Here is a 14,859-nt window from a genome sequence, read left to right on the forward strand (position 1 = left end):
ATTAAAATGATTTAATTGTAAAATTTTTCTGACTATTATAGTAGGTAAAAAATAAAACCAGACTGAATAAGTAATTCAATCTGGTTTACATTGGATAAAATGAATTTAATTTGTATACTCTATATTATTATTCGTATAACCATTCTTCATTGTTGGCTGTGTAAACACTTAGTTCATTAGGTTCGAACCATAAGCTGATTTCTCTTTTCGCAGATTCTGGAGAATCTGAACCATGAATAACATTTCTGCCTACAGTTAAGCCTAGGTCACCTCTGATAGTACCTGGTGCTGCTTCAGTTGGATTTGTTTTACCAATCATATTTCTTGTTACTTCTACTACATTTTCACCTTCAACTACCATCGCAAATACTGGTGCTGAAGTAATAAATGAAACAAGACCTTCGTAGAATGGTTTATCAGCATGTTCACCGTAATGTGTTTCTGCTAATTCTTTGGAAACAGTCATAAATTTACCGCCAACGAGTTTTAATCCTTTTTTCTCTAAACGAGTGATGATTTCTCCAACGATATTACGTTGAACACCATCTGGTTTAATCATTAGAAAAGTTCTTTCCATTTCGCAAATCCTCCTGAAAATAGATGTGTATTTTTATGAATCTAAATAAATACATTTTTAGTTTAACAGTTTATTTAAGCGCTTTCAATATTTTGTGATTGTTTTTTATACATTTCTAGATTCCATACGCTTAATTAGCTTTTTAAACCATGTTGTAGCTGTGTTTTCTTCTAATTCATCTAACAAACGTACTGCTTTTTGTAAATAATGACGACTCACTTGCTTAGATTGGTCGATGCTATCAGATTGTCTAATATAATTAACACAATAAATAAAATCTTCTTTTGGGCTATTTGGTTGTAATGCATCAATCTTTTGTTTAAATGATGGATTATTTCTGATTTCTAATAGCACTGGTAACGTTATATGACCATTCATTAAGTCGCTGCCAACTGGTTTACCTAGTTGCTTCTCAGTACTTGTAAAATCTAGAATATCATCGACAATCTGAAAACTCATTCCAATATAATGTCCGATTCTTTTCATTTTATTAGCCGTTTTAGTATCTGCATGTGCAGATAATGCACCTAGTTCTGTCGCTAATTGAATCAACAAAGCTGTTTTGCGGTTAATTCGACGTAAATAATTTGTAACAGGTTGGTTTGAGTTGAATTGATCTTGGAATTGGAAGAGTTCCCCACGACATACATCTACAATAGCATGTGATAAAATTGTATGTATTCTTTTGTCTTCAATTGATGCAATGTGTTTTAAAGCTAAAGCTAATAAGTAATTCCCTGTTAATATCGCTGTATCTTGATCCCATTTTTTACTGATAGTCAAACGGCCTCTGCGTTTATCACTTTTATCAATCACATCGTCATGCACTAAAGTTGCCATATGAATCAATTCTAACGAAACAGCAATTTTATAAGTATCTTTGTTTCTAGGTGAATTCCCATATTCACTGCTTAAAATAACAAAAGACGGACGCACACGTTTACCGCCTGATGAAAGTAAATGGTGTGCCGCCTCTTCTAATACAACATTATTGCTTTTTATTGTGTCCTTCAGTTGTCTTTCAATTTTTTTAACTTCTCTATTAATGTTCAGCTTATCCACATTAATCACCTTTTGCTGTTTCTTTTTCCTTATACCCTAAATGCATTGCGGCAACTCCGCCAGTGAAACTTTTAACTTCAATATCTCTGAAGCCTGCTAATTGGAACAGCGCTTTAAGTTCATCACGATCTGGGAAGTTGAAAGCTGACTGTTGAAGCCATTCATATTCTTCTTTAGATTTAGCGAAAAACTTACCGAAAATCGGCATAACAAATTTAAAGTATAATTGATAAAGTTGTTTGAAAACTGGGATTGTAGGTTGGCTTGTTTCTAAGCAGACCACCATGCCACCTGGTTTTAAAACACGGTTCATTTCTTTAAGTGCAATGACATAATCAGGGATATTTCTTAATCCGAAACCAATTGTTACGTAATCAAATTCATTATCATCAAAAGGTAATTCCATGGCATCGCCTTGTACAAGTTGAATGTTAGCCATATTTTTAGTCTTTTCTTCTCCAACTTTTAACATGTTTTCACTGAAATCTAGACCAATGACTTCACCTGTAGGACCGACAGCCTTGCTTAATGAAATTGTCCAGTCCGCTGTACCGCAACAAACATCTAATGCTTTGCTGCCAGGTTTAACTTGCATTGATTTCATGACGCGTTTACGCCATACTTTGTGCTGTTCAAAACTGATAATATTATTGAGTCGATCATACTTAGTGGAAATGTTTTGAAAGACTTTGTGCACTTTTTCTTTATCTGCTTTATTTTTAGCCATATATATTACCTCTACTTTATTTTATATTACTGCGCAATTCATTAAAAATAGCTTCGAGTTCTGTTTCACTATAATCTTTAAGATACGCTGGATAATTTTCTGAAGCGTATTGAATTAAACTATCTTTTGCGTTGCTTAATTCAACATTTGGATTGAAATGCTGGATGGTAATTGCAGGGAAAATAGTTTCAATATATCGAACTGCGTCTTTTATCGCGTCATGAGAAAGCGTTTTGTAATGCAAAGCGGTTTTTAATTCGTTTACTTTAATGATTGCATTGCTCATAGCTTCTAGATATTCTGAATCATTGATAGATGCTGTCAACGTATAAAAATGTGCACTGATCAAATCCCCTATCAGAATCGCATTTTTAGAAAGATGACTACTCGTGATTGAATCAAGATGACTCATGGATGTATCAATTGCGAGGCATGCTAATTTTGCGTCAGGCAAAATATCTTGCGCATCAAGTACATGAGCCAATTGATGATTATACTGAATTGGTTCATGACTATGTATACCATTAAGCTTACGATCTATTTGGTTTTTTAATGTACTTAATGTTGAATCCATGTCTGCACCTCACGTTATTAATCAATAATCATCTTAACATTATATATAGAAAAATAAAATCACTTTTGTTCAACTGCTTGCAATATCTAGCAATTTCAGTCGTAAAAGTAATTCAATGTAAAAGTATGTAATAAAAAGAAAAGCCCCGAAAAGGGCTTTTCTGTTAAGTATTGAATTCATTATTTAACTGCATCTTTTAAAGCTTTACCAGCTTTGAATGCTGGAACTTTGCTTGCTGGGATGTCGATTTCTTTACCAGTTTGCGGGTTGCGACCTTTACGGGCTGCACGTTCGCGAACTTCAAAGTTACCGAAACCAATCAATTGTACTTTTTCACCGTTTGATAGTGAGTTTTGAATTGATTCGAATACAGCATCAACTGCTAAACCAGCTTCTTTTTTAGTTAATTCAGCTTGTTCTGCAACAGCATTAATTAAGTCTGTTTTGTTCATTATGAGTCACCTCCCAAGGGTTTGCTAATGATAACTTAATATCATTATGCTATGACTTTAACACAACGGCTCTTACTATCGCAATTATTTATAAGCATAAAACCGCGATTTATAAGGTTTTTTAGCCACCTATGTGTAAATATACAATAATAGTAAATTAATTTAATTTCTATTCTGACTTTTTGTCTCTATCCATTAATAATTTTAAACTTTTCTCTAATGGCACATTTTCAAACAATACGCCATATAATGCAGATGTTATCGGCATATCAATGTGTTTTTCTTTAGCTAAATTATGCACAGATTCAGTTGTATAGAACCCTTCAGCAACCATGTTCATTTCTGAAAGTGCTTCTTCTACTGTTTTACCTTGGCCGATTTTATACCCAAGTGTATAGTTTCTTGAATGCGTTGAAGTACAAGTTACAATTAGGTCCCCGATACCGCCGAGACCTAAAAACGTCATCGGATCTGCGCCAAGTGCTTCCCCTAATCTGCTGATTTCAGCTAATCCACGTGTCATTAAGGCTGCTTTAGCATTATCGCCGAACCCCATACCAGCTACAATACCACTAGCCACGGCAATAATGTTTTTTAAAGCGCCTCCTAATTCTACGCCAACCAAATCGTTATTCGTGTATACACGCAGATATTCATTCATAAATAAATCTTGTGTTAATTTACTGATTTCTGGGTCTTTAGAAGAAGCTGCAACAGTTGTTGGTTGTTGAATAACTACCTCTTCCGCGTGACTTGGTCCAGATAATACAGCAACACCGCCATTATGTTCTGGCGCAACAGAATCTTCAATCATTTCTGATACACGTTCGAATGTTGAGTTTTCAATTCCTTTTGCGACATGGATAAACACTTTTTTCGAATCTAATTTTTCATCGATTTGTTTAACTACTTCTCTAATAGCTTTTGTTGGTAGTGCAATCAGATACGTATCTGAAAAATTGACAGCTTCTTCTAAATCAGAAGTGGCTTTAATTGTCTCTTCTAATTTAGCTTCGTTTAGATAGCGTGAATTTGTATGATAAGTATTGATTTCCTCAATGCTTTGTTTATTTTTACCCCACATTAAGACCTCGTGACCGTTTTGTGCGAGTACATTCGCTAATGCTGTACCAAAACTGCCCATACCAAAAACGGCAACCTTACTCATATACTTCATCCTTTCAATACTAATTTCGTTTTCTTGGAATTATTTTGATTGGTGTTCCTTCGAAACCAAATGCATCTCGAATCTGATTTTCTAAGTAGCGTTTATATGAGAAGTGCATTAGTTCTTCATCGTTAACAAATACCACAAATGTTGGTGGTTCAATAGCAACTTGTGTTGCATAGAACACTTTTAATCTGCGACCTTTATCAGTCGGTGTTGGATTCATTGCGATAGCATCTGTGATGACTTCATTCAATGTTGAGCTTTGAACACGTTTTTTATGGTTTTCGCTCGCTTCATTGATTAATGGGAACAATGTACGTAAACGTTGTTTTTCTTTCGCAGAAACAAATGCGATTGGTGCATAATCTAAGAATTGGAAGTTTTTACGAACTTCGTCTTCGAATTTTTTCATGGTTTTACTGTCTTTTTCAAGCGTATCCCATTTATTTACTACTATAACAATAGCTTTACCCTCTTCATGTGCATACCCTGCAACACGCTTGTCTTGTTCAATAATACCTTCTTCAGCATCTAAGACAACAAGTACGACATTAGAGCGCTCTATGGCCTTTAATGCGCGTAATACAGAGTATTTCTCTGTTGATTCATATACTTTACCTTTTTTACGCATACCTGCTGTATCAATTAAGACATAATCTTGTCCTTCATAAGAATATTCTGTGTCAATGGCATCGCGTGTTGTTCCGGCGATATTAGAAACAATAACACGATCTTCCCCAAGAATTGCATTGACTAAGCTGGATTTACCAACATTAGGACGTCCGATTAAAGATAATCTGATAGTGTCTTCATCATAAAGATCGTCGCCTTCATCTTTGAAGTGTTTAGCTACTTCATCTAACAAATCCCCTAAACCAAGTCCATGTGAACCTGAAATTGGGAATGGTTCTCCGAAACCAAGTGCATAGAAATCATAAATGTCTGCTCTCATTTCTGGATTATCAACTTTGTTGACAGCTAAAACGACAGGTTTATTTGTTTTATAAAGCATCTGCGCAATCATTTCGTCAGTTTGTGTTAATCCTTCACGTTGGTTAACCATGAAAATAATAACATCTGCTTCATCAATTGCGACTTCAGCTTGTGCTCTGATTTGTGTTTGGAATGGTGCATCAGATAATTCAATACCGCCTGTATCAATAATATTGAAGTCATGTGTCAACCATTCACCGCTAGAATAGATGCGGTCTCTTGTAACGCCGGGTGTATCTTCTACAATCGATACACGCTCTCCGACAATTCTATTGAATATTGTGGATTTACCGACATTCGGTCGACCTACAATAGCAATAACAGGTTTAGTCATAAGCTAACTTCCTCTCTTTCATATATCTAGTTAATTTTATCACATGGCTTATTTAAAGCAAAAGAAATTTAGGCAATAAAAAAGTCAAGACTGTAAAGTGTGAAGTTAGGACACTTACTACAGTCTTGACTGATGTTAGCGAATTACTTATTAAAATTTAAGGTTTTTCAATTTGTCGCCGAACATTTCACCTAATGTTGGGTTATCATTGTCTTCTTCTTCATGTTTACCTTCAACATAGTCACGTGATTCGTCATCGTCGATTTGAAGTACTTCTTCTTCAGCTGGTACAGCTGCTTTGATAGAAAGTGAAATTCTTTCATTTTCTTCATCAACGCTTAGTACTTTCACAGTAACTGTTTGGTTAGGTGCTAGTACATCGCTAGGTTTAGCGATATGTTTGCGACTGATTTCTGAAATATGAACAAGTCCTTGAACGCCAGCAGCAATTTCTACAAATGCGCCGAAGTCAGTTAATCTTACCACGCGACCTTCAATTACTGAATCCGCATGGATTTCACCTTTAATACTTTCGAATGGGCTTGGTAAAGTATCTTTAATTGAAAGTGAGATTCTTTCTGAGTCTCTTTCAACAGATTTTACTTTTACGTTAACTTTTTCGCCCACTGAAACAACGTCTTCTGGTTTATCGACGTGTTCGTGAGAAAGTTCAGATACGTGAACTAAACCATCAACACCGCCGATATCTACGAAAGCACCAAAGTTAGTTAAACGTGCGATTGTACCTTCAATTACATCGCCTTCATTAAGAGATTCTAGTAATTCAGCTTTTTTAGCTTCATTACGCTCTTGTTCAACTGCTTTACGGCTAAGGATGACGCGATTATTTTCTGGATCAAGTTCTTCAACACGTAGTTCTAAAACTTGTCCATCAAAGCTTGAAAAGTCTTCAATGAAATCAGTAGAAATTAATGAAGCTGGGACAAACCCTCTTTGTCCTACGTCTACAACTAAACCGCCTTTAACGACTTCAGTTACTTTTGCTTCGATAATTTCGTTATTTTCTTGTTTCTCTTGTAAATATTGATAAGACTTCTCTTGTTCTAATTGACGAATTGAAAGGATATATGCACCTGTTTCATTTTCTTCGTCATTTTCTACCTTAGTCACATAAGCTTCTACCGCATCTCCTTCTTTGACAACCTCATTTGGGCTATCAATATGATGAGTAGATAATTGACTAATCGGTACAATACCGCTAAATTTGCCACCGTCGACATCAACAATCACTTGTTTTTCTTCGACTTTTTGGACTTGTCCAGAGATTTTATCTCCTTCTTTAATTTCATTAATCATTGATTCATTGAATTCTTCAGTCATCTTGTATGCCTCCTTGTACACTACATAATTATAACATCTTACAAACTGACAGAATTGTCAAGAAATTCACCTCTATTCACAAAAAGTGAAGAATTCTCTCAAGTTCTGCAGTAAAAAAGTATTATTTTTACGTTCCAATGTACGTATTTATTCTCACTATAATATATACCACAAAAACTCATTTATTATTCACAGTATGGCATAATTATTTGAATCTGTTAGCATCGCCATAGAATGATTATGAATTTTTATAATCAAATTAATATAATTAACATCAGCCTAACATCTTAAATTATGACTGCTTGTTTTGTGTTTCACTGATAAGTTGATTAATTACTTCAGTTACTTCTTCGATAGATTTTCCAGTTGTGTTCACAGTAATTGCATCATCTGCTTGACGTAATGGAGATATTTCACGAGACATGTCGTATTCATCACGTGCTTTGATTTCTTTTTTTAATTGATCTAAAGAGGAAGGAATTCCGCTTGCTTCATTTTCTTTTTGTCTGCGTTCAGCACGTTCATCAACAGATGCAATCATATATACTTTTAATTCAGCATCTGGTAACACTACTGTGCCAATGTCACGTCCATCCATAACAATCCCTTTCTCAGCAGCTAATTGTTGCTGTACTTCAACCGCAAATGTTCTAACTGGTTCTTTAGATGCTACGTAAGAAACATTTTGTGTGACTTCGTTAGAACGTAAGAAATCTGTAATATCTTCATCGTTTAACAACACACGTTGACCTTTCACATCATCATAAACCAATTTTAATGTTACATTTTCAATAAGAGATTGAAAGTCTTCTGGTTTACCTTCTTTTAAATATTTATAGGTAATTGCACGATACATCGCGCCTGTATCTACATAGATCATAGAATGGCTTTCAGCAACCTTTCGTGCAATGGTACTCTTGCCCGCTGCTGCAGGGCCATCAATAGCTATATTAATTAAACTCATATCTAGAAAACCTTCCCTTGTCGTTTATTCATATTTATTTTATCATAAAAACGTATTATAGAGATAGGAGCGATGACATTGAAAAAGATTTTAGTCATGCATACCGGTGGTACAATCAGTATGTCTGAAGATGAAAGCAATAAAGTAGTAGAAAATGAAGAAAATCCCATTTCAAAGCACCATGATATTATCAAACAATATGCAGACGTTACTGAGATTAACCCTATTAATCTGCCGTCTCCCCATGTGACAATTGCAGATGTTGTTAAGCTCAGGGATGTTATTGAAGAAAACAGCAAGCATGATCAATACGATGGTTTTGTAATTACACATGGTACAGATACTTTAGAAGAAACAGCATACTTATTAGATTTAATTACACAAACTGACAAACCTATTGTAATCACAGGTGCAATGCGCTCCTCTAACGAAATCGGTTCAGATGGATTGTATAATTTCATTTCAGCACTTCGTGTGGCTGCTTCAGATGATTCATCTGATAAAGGTGTAATGGTTGTATTTAATGATGAAATTCACACTGCGCGAAATGTAACTAAAACACATACATCAAATACGAATACTTTCCAAAGTCCTAACCATGGACCATTAGGTGTATTAACAAAAACGAGTGTACAGTTTCACCATAAACCATACAGACATAAAATTTTAGATAAAATCAATCCGAAATTAGATGTACCTATTGTTAAAGCTTATATGGATATGCCGAGTGATATTTTCTTGTTTTACAGTGAAAGAGCAGTTGACGGTATTGTAGTTGAAGCCCTTGGACAAGGTAATTTACCCCCTACTGCTTTAAAAGGATTAATGGCTTGTTTAGATAAAGGTATTCCTATAATCCTGGTATCAAGATCATTTAACGGTATTGTTGGTCCTATCTATGCTTACGAAGGTGGCGGATACGATTTAGCACAAAGAGGCGTCATCTTTTCAAACGGTTTGAATGGTCAAAAAGCACGTCTTAAGCTCCTTGTTGCGATGAGCAATCATTATGATAAAGAACAACTTAAAGCATACTTTGATGCACAAGTATAATTGGATATAACTAAAAACCGAGAAGCAGCTAGTACTGTTTCTCGGTTTTTTGAGTATTGAATTAAGATTCAAGCGGTGTTTGTTTTTTAGAAACAATATTTTGTGCAATAATGCCACCGTGGAACTTGCCATTTTCAATGAAAATAGTATTTGCATCATTACCAGCTGCAATAACACCTGCAATATAGCAATTTTCTACATTTGTTTCGTACGTTTCTCTATCATACACAGGTGCAGTACCGAATTCATTTGTATTAATATCGATACCAATCGTTTGTAAGAAGTCATAGTCTGGATGATAACCGATCATCGCAAAGACATAATCGTTAGGAATTGTATATGATTCGCCTTCTTGTTCAAATGTTAGGCTATCCTCATCAATCTTAGTCACGTTTGCATTAAAATGCATATCGATTTTTTCATGTCTTACTAATGATTCGAAGTTAGGTAAAATCCATGGTTTGATTGCTGATGAATAATCTGAGCCACGGTAAAGTACTGTCACATTTGCACCTGCTTTTTCTAGTTCAAGCGCCGCATCAACTGCTGAGTTTTTACCTCCAATAATCACAACGTTTTGGTCAAAATAAGGATGTGCTTCTTTGAAGTAATGGAAGACTTTTGGCAATTTAGCACCCTCTACTTCCAATTCGTTATGTTGACCGTAATAGCCTGTCGCAACAGTCAAGAAACGACATTGATACGTATCTTTAGTTGTTGTAATTGTGAAGCGTTTACCCATTTTTTTAACTGTAAGCACTTCTTCAAATGCATGAATATTTAATTGATGATACTTAACAACTTCTCTATAGTACACCAACGCTTGATTTCTTCTTGGTTTATACTCTTCAACGATGAATGGTACATCGCCGATACTTAATTTATCACTAGAAGAAAAGAATGTTTGATGCGTAGGGTAATTATAAATAGACTCTACAACATTGCCTTTTTCTATTACTAATGTTTCAATTCCTTTTTTCTTTTGTTCAATCGCAGCACTTAACCCGCAAGGTCCGCCGCCGATAATGATACTTTCTACTGTTTGCATACAGTTGACCTCCTTCTTCACACCCCTAATATTATATCAGTCATACAAATTTTTAAAAGGTATTCATCTTTTTTCATCTAAGAAAGATTAGAAATTGTGAAGCATTAATGAAAGAAAAAACCTCACTACCATTTTGTAGTGAGGCTAATATCATTATTGTGGAATAACTAGTTGTTGTCCATTTGAAATATTATTGTTGCTTAAACCATTTGCACGTTTAATTTTTTCAACATTTTCTGGTGTACCTTCACCATAGTATTGGATTGCAATTCTATATAAGTTTTCTTTACCGTATACTGTATGTGTTTGGCCACCTTGATTATGTTGTTGTGCTTGTTGCGCTTGTTGGTTTTGGTTGTATTGATTGTTTTGTTGACCTTGCTGATTTTGATTATATTGACCGTTTTGGTTTTGTGCAGCGTTTTGTTGTTGATCATAAGCATTTTGGTCTTGATCTTGTGCTTGTGATTCGTCAGTTGCTTCTGAATCTGAAGCGGCATGATGTTTAGAATGATCGTGTTTTGCTTTATCAGATTTTTTATCTTTGTTTTTGTCTGCTGCTTTTTTATCTTTATCTTCATTTTTATCTTTAGCTGCATCTTTATTTTTGTCTTTATCCGATTTTTGTGCAACTTTGTTGTCGTCTTGTGCTTTATGACTGCCTTGTTCTGTTAATGCTAAACCAGCAAAAATTGCGATAGCTGCGATTAATAATAAGCCTAAAAGTAAAGGAAGTAATTTTTTTAATCCGCCTTTATTCTTTTTAGGCGGTTCTCCGTCATTGCCAGCACTGCCGTTTCCGGAACTACCATTGCCAGAACCGCCATTACCTGCGCCTCCGTTTCCAGAACCTGCATGCGCTGATTTGCTTGCAGCAGCACCACCAGCTACACCGGCTGCACCAGCAGCTGCAGCTTTTTTACCAGAGTTGTCTTTTTTCGCAGTGTCTTTCTCTTTAGGTTGTTCATCAGCTTTTTGTTTTTCGGCCTTTTTCTTATCAGAATGTTTTTGAGCGGCTTTACCAGCAGCAGCGCCTCCAGCTACACCAGCAGCAGCTTTTTTACCAGAGTTGTCTTTTTCAGTATTTGTGGGTTCTTCTTTTTTGATATCCTGATCTTTCTTATCTTCTTTAGATTCAGAAGCTTTTTCATGATTTTTTTCTAAATCTTTACCGATAATACCGCCGCCAACACTGCCTGCTGCTGTACCTGCAGCTTTTTTCTTGCCGTTTTGTTGACCTTTTACAGTTTCAGAAATATGACCTTTTGACTCTTTTTTCGTTGGTTCTTCTTCTTGGCTATGTAAGTCATTTGGTTTTTCTGTCTTTTCTTCACGTTGATGTGTTGCAGTAGCACGTCTTCTTTGACGTCTTTTATGCGCATTTCTCGGTGGGAAATGTTGTTCCTGCTTTTCTTTTATAGGTTCTTCTTGATGATTTGTTTCTGTGTCAACTGACTCGTCTAAATGATCAGGCTTTTTATGAGATGGTTTAGGATCAATCGATTGACGGTTGCGTTCAAAATCATCTTTGAAATTGTTGTTTGACAACGTCATCATCCTTTCTATATTAAAAATATTTTTATTTACATATGTAGTGTTCATACCCTAAATGAAGAGGTTGAAAAACACATCTTGTAAGTTAATTATAACTTGCAATACATACTAAGCAAAGAGAATTATACCCTATCTGCAACTTGTTTTTCAAAATAAAGTATCCATTTAACTACGTTGTCACAAGTTTATATTATTTCTACTAATATCTCTAGGATGTAAGTGGTTATTCACTAACCATAACATTAAATCAAAGGATAATGATTAATATTAAGTAAATATTTGGTTTAATTTTTCTAAATAATCCATTTTTCTTGCGACTTTCTTTTTATTCAATACATTTATAGGTTGAATTGTATTATCATTGTCACAACATTTTTTTGTAGGAGTGATCGTTTCTCCGAAATATGACATTAAATAATGACGTCTGCAAGTTGTTAAGTTTTTGTATCCCATCATGGTTAATAACCCTTCTTTTTTGCGTTGTTCTGAGATTGAGAAAATCATTTTTATTTGTTCGATTGTATATTGAGTTGCTAAAACATCAAGAATTTCTGCCTTTTGTTCAGGTAAGTTGGCACCTTGATCAAATGCATCAATATCAGCTTCGGTTATGATATCCGCAAAAAGAATAGTTTCTAATAAGAAATAGTCGTCTGGTTGATAAAGACTGATAGCTTGGCTAAGTTGCCCATCCCTTCCGGCACGACCAATTTCTTGAAGGTAACTTGAAGGGCTGACCGGTAAATGATAATGAATGACTGTGCGGATATCAGGTTTGTTAATTCCCATGCCAAATGCACTTGTTGCGACAATCATAGGAATTTTATTTTGTATGAATTGTTGTTGTACAGTTTGTCTTTCTTGATATGATAAATCACCATGGTATATGCCGGTAAGGTAACCTTCATCATAAATCATTTGCGCTAGTTCCCTACACTTTTTCTTTGAAGATACATAAATAATAGTTGGTCCTGAATGTTCTATGAAAGATTTTAACCATTCATTTTTCTCGGCGTTATTTTCAAAGTTTAGATGAGATAACATAATATTATCTCTGCTCATTTTGGTTTTGACCACCTTCAATTTTGTCTGTACGATATCTTCTATATCCTCTTGTAAATGTAATGGTGCAGTAGCAGTCAGTGCGAGCAATGTCGCTTTTGGAAATTTTTTAGTGATCCTGCCAATTAACGCGTAATGCGGTCTGAAATCATAACCCCACTCTGTAATACAGTGTGCTTCATCAAGCACAATCATACCTAAATCTATCGAATCAATCCATTTAATATTATCTTGATGCAAGATAAATTCAGGACTTAAAAAGATAAACTTTGATGATTTCAATTGTTTTAAATTCTTCATCTTTTCTTCATAACTCATACCAGAGTGAATGTAACTGACAGAACGTTCTCCGTTCTTTCGCATCTGCATAACTTGATCATCCATTAATGAAATTAGAGGAGAAATGATAAGTGTGGGTTTTTGTTTAATATAAGTCGGCAGTTGATAGCACAAACTTTTACCACTACCAGTAGGTAAAATGCCTAAAGTGTGCTGATGATTCAATACATTTTCGATAATAGGTTTTTGACCTTCTTTAAATGAATCAAAGCCAAACCATTTTTTTAAAGCTTCTTCCAGCATCAAATCCCCTCCCTCGCTAATATGGTAATCGCAAGTTTAATTTCGAAATAGCTCATATTAGGAAACGCTGCCTTAAAATTTCGTAATCGTTCTTCTTGGCGGTCAATATAAAATGTTTTAAATTCATTTAAATCTTCCTTATCCAAATACAAGCTGTAATCAGTAAAATATCCTTTAATATATAGCTCAATGATATGGTCTTCAATTGTATTTAATTTTACGCCTTCTTTTTGTGCAATTGCTTCTAACGATAAACCGTTATTTACTAACTTTAATGTATCTTTAGTATTGATAGAAAGCGCAGGTAAGATAATAGCTTGGTGCAAGGTAGGAAAAGTCTCTTGATCTTCCAATAAATGCATCATCTCGACTAAATCATTCATTTTAATGATGGCTAACTCTGACATTTTTAAATTTTCGATTAAGCTGACTTGTTGGTTCGTATACATGACTTCATCATAACCTTGTAAGAAGTAATGCAATATAGAACGCGGCTGTGCTTGGTTTAATAGTTCGAAAAGCTGATATATCTCTGTTTTAAATGCATCTAAGCTTTGCTGTGCTTCAAGCTTAAAATAAATAGTTTTTACTCGCTTTTGTACTTTACTGATTTCTGAAACGGGTATAAAAGAAAGCGTGTGATGTTGTTTGAATGAAATGGTTTGTATTAACAACTGCAAAACTTGAAAAGTCTGTTGGATACTTTCAAAGGTATAACGTGTTGAAACTTTTAACGGAATTGATGATAAATCTTCGTTATTCTGATGATAGATTCGTTCGAATGACGTATATTTTAAATCAGGTTGACTATGATATAATGATAAAAGTTGTTGGCTACATGCATCAAAGTAGGTTTGATGCGTTTTAGCACCAATCAGTATATTGTAGATACTTTTGTCAGTTTTATAATGAAATGCATGTTTTTTTATGTATTGAATTATTTCGTTCAAATCCATCATCACCTATGACTTACAGTATTGAAAAAAGATAAACTGGTGTTAAAATATAAATTACGTTATCAGTGTAGCATTTTTAGAGAAGGAGGCGAAGTAAATTGGCTAAATATACGATTGTAGATATGGATACATGCATTGCTTGCGGCGCATGCGGTGCTGCAGCACCTGACATTTATGATTATGATGATGAAGGTATTGCATATGTTATCTTAGATGATAATGAAGGGACAGCGCCTGTTCCAGAAGAATTATACGAAGACTTAGAAGATGCAGACGAAGGTTGCCCAACAGATTCTATTAAAATTGCAGACGAACCGTTTGATGGTGATGCATTAAAATTCGAATAGTATCAATCGTGAGACCAGTTGGCTGTCTTCGCTTAACATAGATTGATAAAACAAGACAGATG

15 protein-coding genes are annotated in these 14,859 nt (G+C 34.8%); 2 read left to right on the forward strand and 13 right to left on the reverse strand.

From position 1 onward, the window contains the following. Window positions 1–127: 127 nt before the first annotated feature. From ndk to cmk, 9 genes are all read right to left on the reverse strand, one after another. A complete protein-coding gene (gene ndk / locus HMPREF2846_RS04630) occupies window positions 128–577 on the reverse strand; it encodes a nucleoside-diphosphate kinase (protein ID WP_002480972.1) in 450 nt (149 codons plus the stop codon). 105 nt (window positions 578–682) lie between these two features. Next, the gene (locus HMPREF2846_RS04635) at window positions 683–1,639 is read right to left on the reverse strand and encodes a polyprenyl synthetase family protein (RefSeq protein WP_070625929.1); all 957 of its coding nucleotides are present in this window, start codon (window positions 1,637–1,639) and stop codon (window positions 683–685) included. A gap of 1 nt (window position 1,640) precedes the next feature. Then, the gene (locus HMPREF2846_RS04640) at window positions 1,641–2,366 is read right to left on the reverse strand and encodes a demethylmenaquinone methyltransferase (RefSeq protein ID WP_023015189.1); all 726 of its coding nucleotides are present in this window, start codon (window positions 2,364–2,366) and stop codon (window positions 1,641–1,643) included. A gap of 16 nt (window positions 2,367–2,382) precedes the next feature. Next, window positions 2,383–2,940 (reverse strand): hypothetical protein, encoded by a 558-nt coding sequence (locus HMPREF2846_RS04645; protein WP_002480975.1) that lies wholly within the window; start codon window positions 2,938–2,940, stop codon window positions 2,383–2,385. A 179-nt stretch (window positions 2,941–3,119) separates the two neighbouring features. Further along, window positions 3,120–3,392, reverse strand: a complete 273-nt coding sequence (locus tag HMPREF2846_RS04650; RefSeq protein WP_002480978.1) for an HU family DNA-binding protein — start codon at window positions 3,390–3,392, stop codon at window positions 3,120–3,122. Window positions 3,393–3,561: 169 nt separating this feature from the next. Beyond that, entirely contained in the window at window positions 3,562–4,560 is a 999-nt protein-coding gene (locus HMPREF2846_RS04655; protein ID WP_023015188.1) for an NAD(P)H-dependent glycerol-3-phosphate dehydrogenase, read from the reverse strand. 19 nt (window positions 4,561–4,579) lie between these two features. Next, the gene (der, locus tag HMPREF2846_RS04660) at window positions 4,580–5,890 is read right to left on the reverse strand and encodes a ribosome biogenesis GTPase Der (protein WP_002480980.1); all 1,311 of its coding nucleotides are present in this window, start codon (window positions 5,888–5,890) and stop codon (window positions 4,580–4,582) included. A 150-nt stretch (window positions 5,891–6,040) separates the two neighbouring features. Continuing rightward, window positions 6,041–7,231 (reverse strand): 30S ribosomal protein S1, encoded by a 1,191-nt coding sequence (gene rpsA / locus HMPREF2846_RS04665; RefSeq protein ID WP_070463607.1) that lies wholly within the window; start codon window positions 7,229–7,231, stop codon window positions 6,041–6,043. 292 nt (window positions 7,232–7,523) lie between these two features. Next, the gene (gene cmk / locus HMPREF2846_RS04670; protein ID WP_070625931.1) at window positions 7,524–8,195 is read right to left on the reverse strand and encodes a (d)CMP kinase; all 672 of its coding nucleotides are present in this window, start codon (window positions 8,193–8,195) and stop codon (window positions 7,524–7,526) included. A gap of 78 nt (window positions 8,196–8,273) precedes the next feature. On the opposite strand from cmk, the gene HMPREF2846_RS04675 reads away from it, so the two are divergent. Continuing rightward, window positions 8,274–9,248 (forward strand): asparaginase, encoded by a 975-nt coding sequence (locus HMPREF2846_RS04675; protein ID WP_002480983.1) that lies wholly within the window; start codon window positions 8,274–8,276, stop codon window positions 9,246–9,248. A 61-nt stretch (window positions 9,249–9,309) separates the two neighbouring features. Here the strand turns inward: HMPREF2846_RS04675 and ypdA are convergent, their stop codons facing one another. From ypdA to HMPREF2846_RS04695, 4 genes are all read right to left on the reverse strand, one after another. Further along, entirely contained in the window at window positions 9,310–10,296 is a 987-nt protein-coding gene (gene ypdA / locus HMPREF2846_RS04680) for a bacillithiol disulfide reductase YpdA (protein WP_070463609.1), read from the reverse strand. 153 nt (window positions 10,297–10,449) lie between these two features. Continuing rightward, entirely contained in the window at window positions 10,450–11,844 is a 1,395-nt protein-coding gene (gene ebpS, locus HMPREF2846_RS04685; RefSeq protein ID WP_070625933.1) for an elastin-binding protein EbpS, read from the reverse strand. Window positions 11,845–12,117: 273 nt separating this feature from the next. Continuing rightward, window positions 12,118–13,494 carry a RecQ family ATP-dependent DNA helicase gene (locus HMPREF2846_RS04690; RefSeq protein WP_070625935.1) on the reverse strand — a complete coding sequence of 459 codons (1,377 nt, stop codon included), beginning with the start codon at window positions 13,492–13,494 and terminating at the stop codon, window positions 12,118–12,120. Then, window positions 13,494–14,450, reverse strand: coding sequence for a helix-turn-helix domain-containing protein (locus HMPREF2846_RS04695; protein WP_083309975.1), 957 nt, complete (start codon window positions 14,448–14,450; stop codon window positions 13,494–13,496). Before HMPREF2846_RS04695 ends, HMPREF2846_RS04690 begins: the two co-directional genes overlap by 1 nt. A 98-nt stretch (window positions 14,451–14,548) precedes the next feature. Here HMPREF2846_RS04695 and HMPREF2846_RS04700 point away from each other — a divergent pair, with 98 nt between their 5' ends. Then, on the forward strand, window positions 14,549–14,797 hold the full coding sequence (locus tag HMPREF2846_RS04700; protein ID WP_002480988.1) for a ferredoxin: 249 nt from the start codon (window positions 14,549–14,551) through the stop codon (window positions 14,795–14,797). The last annotated feature ends 62 nt before the right edge of the window (window positions 14,798–14,859 follow it).

The sequence above is a fragment of the Staphylococcus sp. HMSC056G08 genome, from assembly GCF_001812305.1.
Lineage (GTDB): Bacteria > Bacillota > Bacilli > Staphylococcales > Staphylococcaceae > Staphylococcus > Staphylococcus simulans.

Excerpts from the sequence above, each read along its gene's own strand:
- ndk (WP_002480972.1), bottom strand. The coding sequence starts at position 577 with ATGGAAAGAACTTTTCTAATGATTAAACCAGATGGTGTTCAACGTAAT.
- HMPREF2846_RS04690 (WP_070625935.1), bottom strand. The coding sequence starts at position 13,494 with ATGCTGGAAGAAGCTTTAAAAAAATGGTTTGGCTTTGATTCATTTAAA.
- cmk (WP_070625931.1), bottom strand. The coding sequence starts at position 8,195 with ATGAGTTTAATTAATATAGCTATTGATGGCCCTGCAGCAGCGGGCAAG.
- rpsA (WP_070463607.1), bottom strand. The coding sequence starts at position 7,231 with ATGACTGAAGAATTCAATGAATCAATGATTAATGAAATTAAAGAAGGA.
- ypdA (WP_070463609.1), bottom strand. The coding sequence starts at position 10,296 with ATGCAAACAGTAGAAAGTATCATTATCGGCGGCGGACCTTGCGGGTTA.
- HMPREF2846_RS04645 (WP_002480975.1), bottom strand. The coding sequence starts at position 2,940 with ATGGATTCAACATTAAGTACATTAAAAAACCAAATAGATCGTAAGCTT.
- HMPREF2846_RS04650 (WP_002480978.1), bottom strand. The coding sequence starts at position 3,392 with ATGAACAAAACAGACTTAATTAATGCTGTTGCAGAACAAGCTGAATTA.
- HMPREF2846_RS04695 (WP_083309975.1), bottom strand. The coding sequence starts at position 14,450 with ATGGATTTGAACGAAATAATTCAATACATAAAAAAACATGCATTTCAT.
- der (WP_002480980.1), bottom strand. The coding sequence starts at position 5,890 with ATGACTAAACCTGTTATTGCTATTGTAGGTCGACCGAATGTCGGTAAA.
- HMPREF2846_RS04655 (WP_023015188.1), bottom strand. The coding sequence starts at position 4,560 with ATGAGTAAGGTTGCCGTTTTTGGTATGGGCAGTTTTGGTACAGCATTA.
- HMPREF2846_RS04640 (WP_023015189.1), bottom strand. The coding sequence starts at position 2,366 with ATGGCTAAAAATAAAGCAGATAAAGAAAAAGTGCACAAAGTCTTTCAA.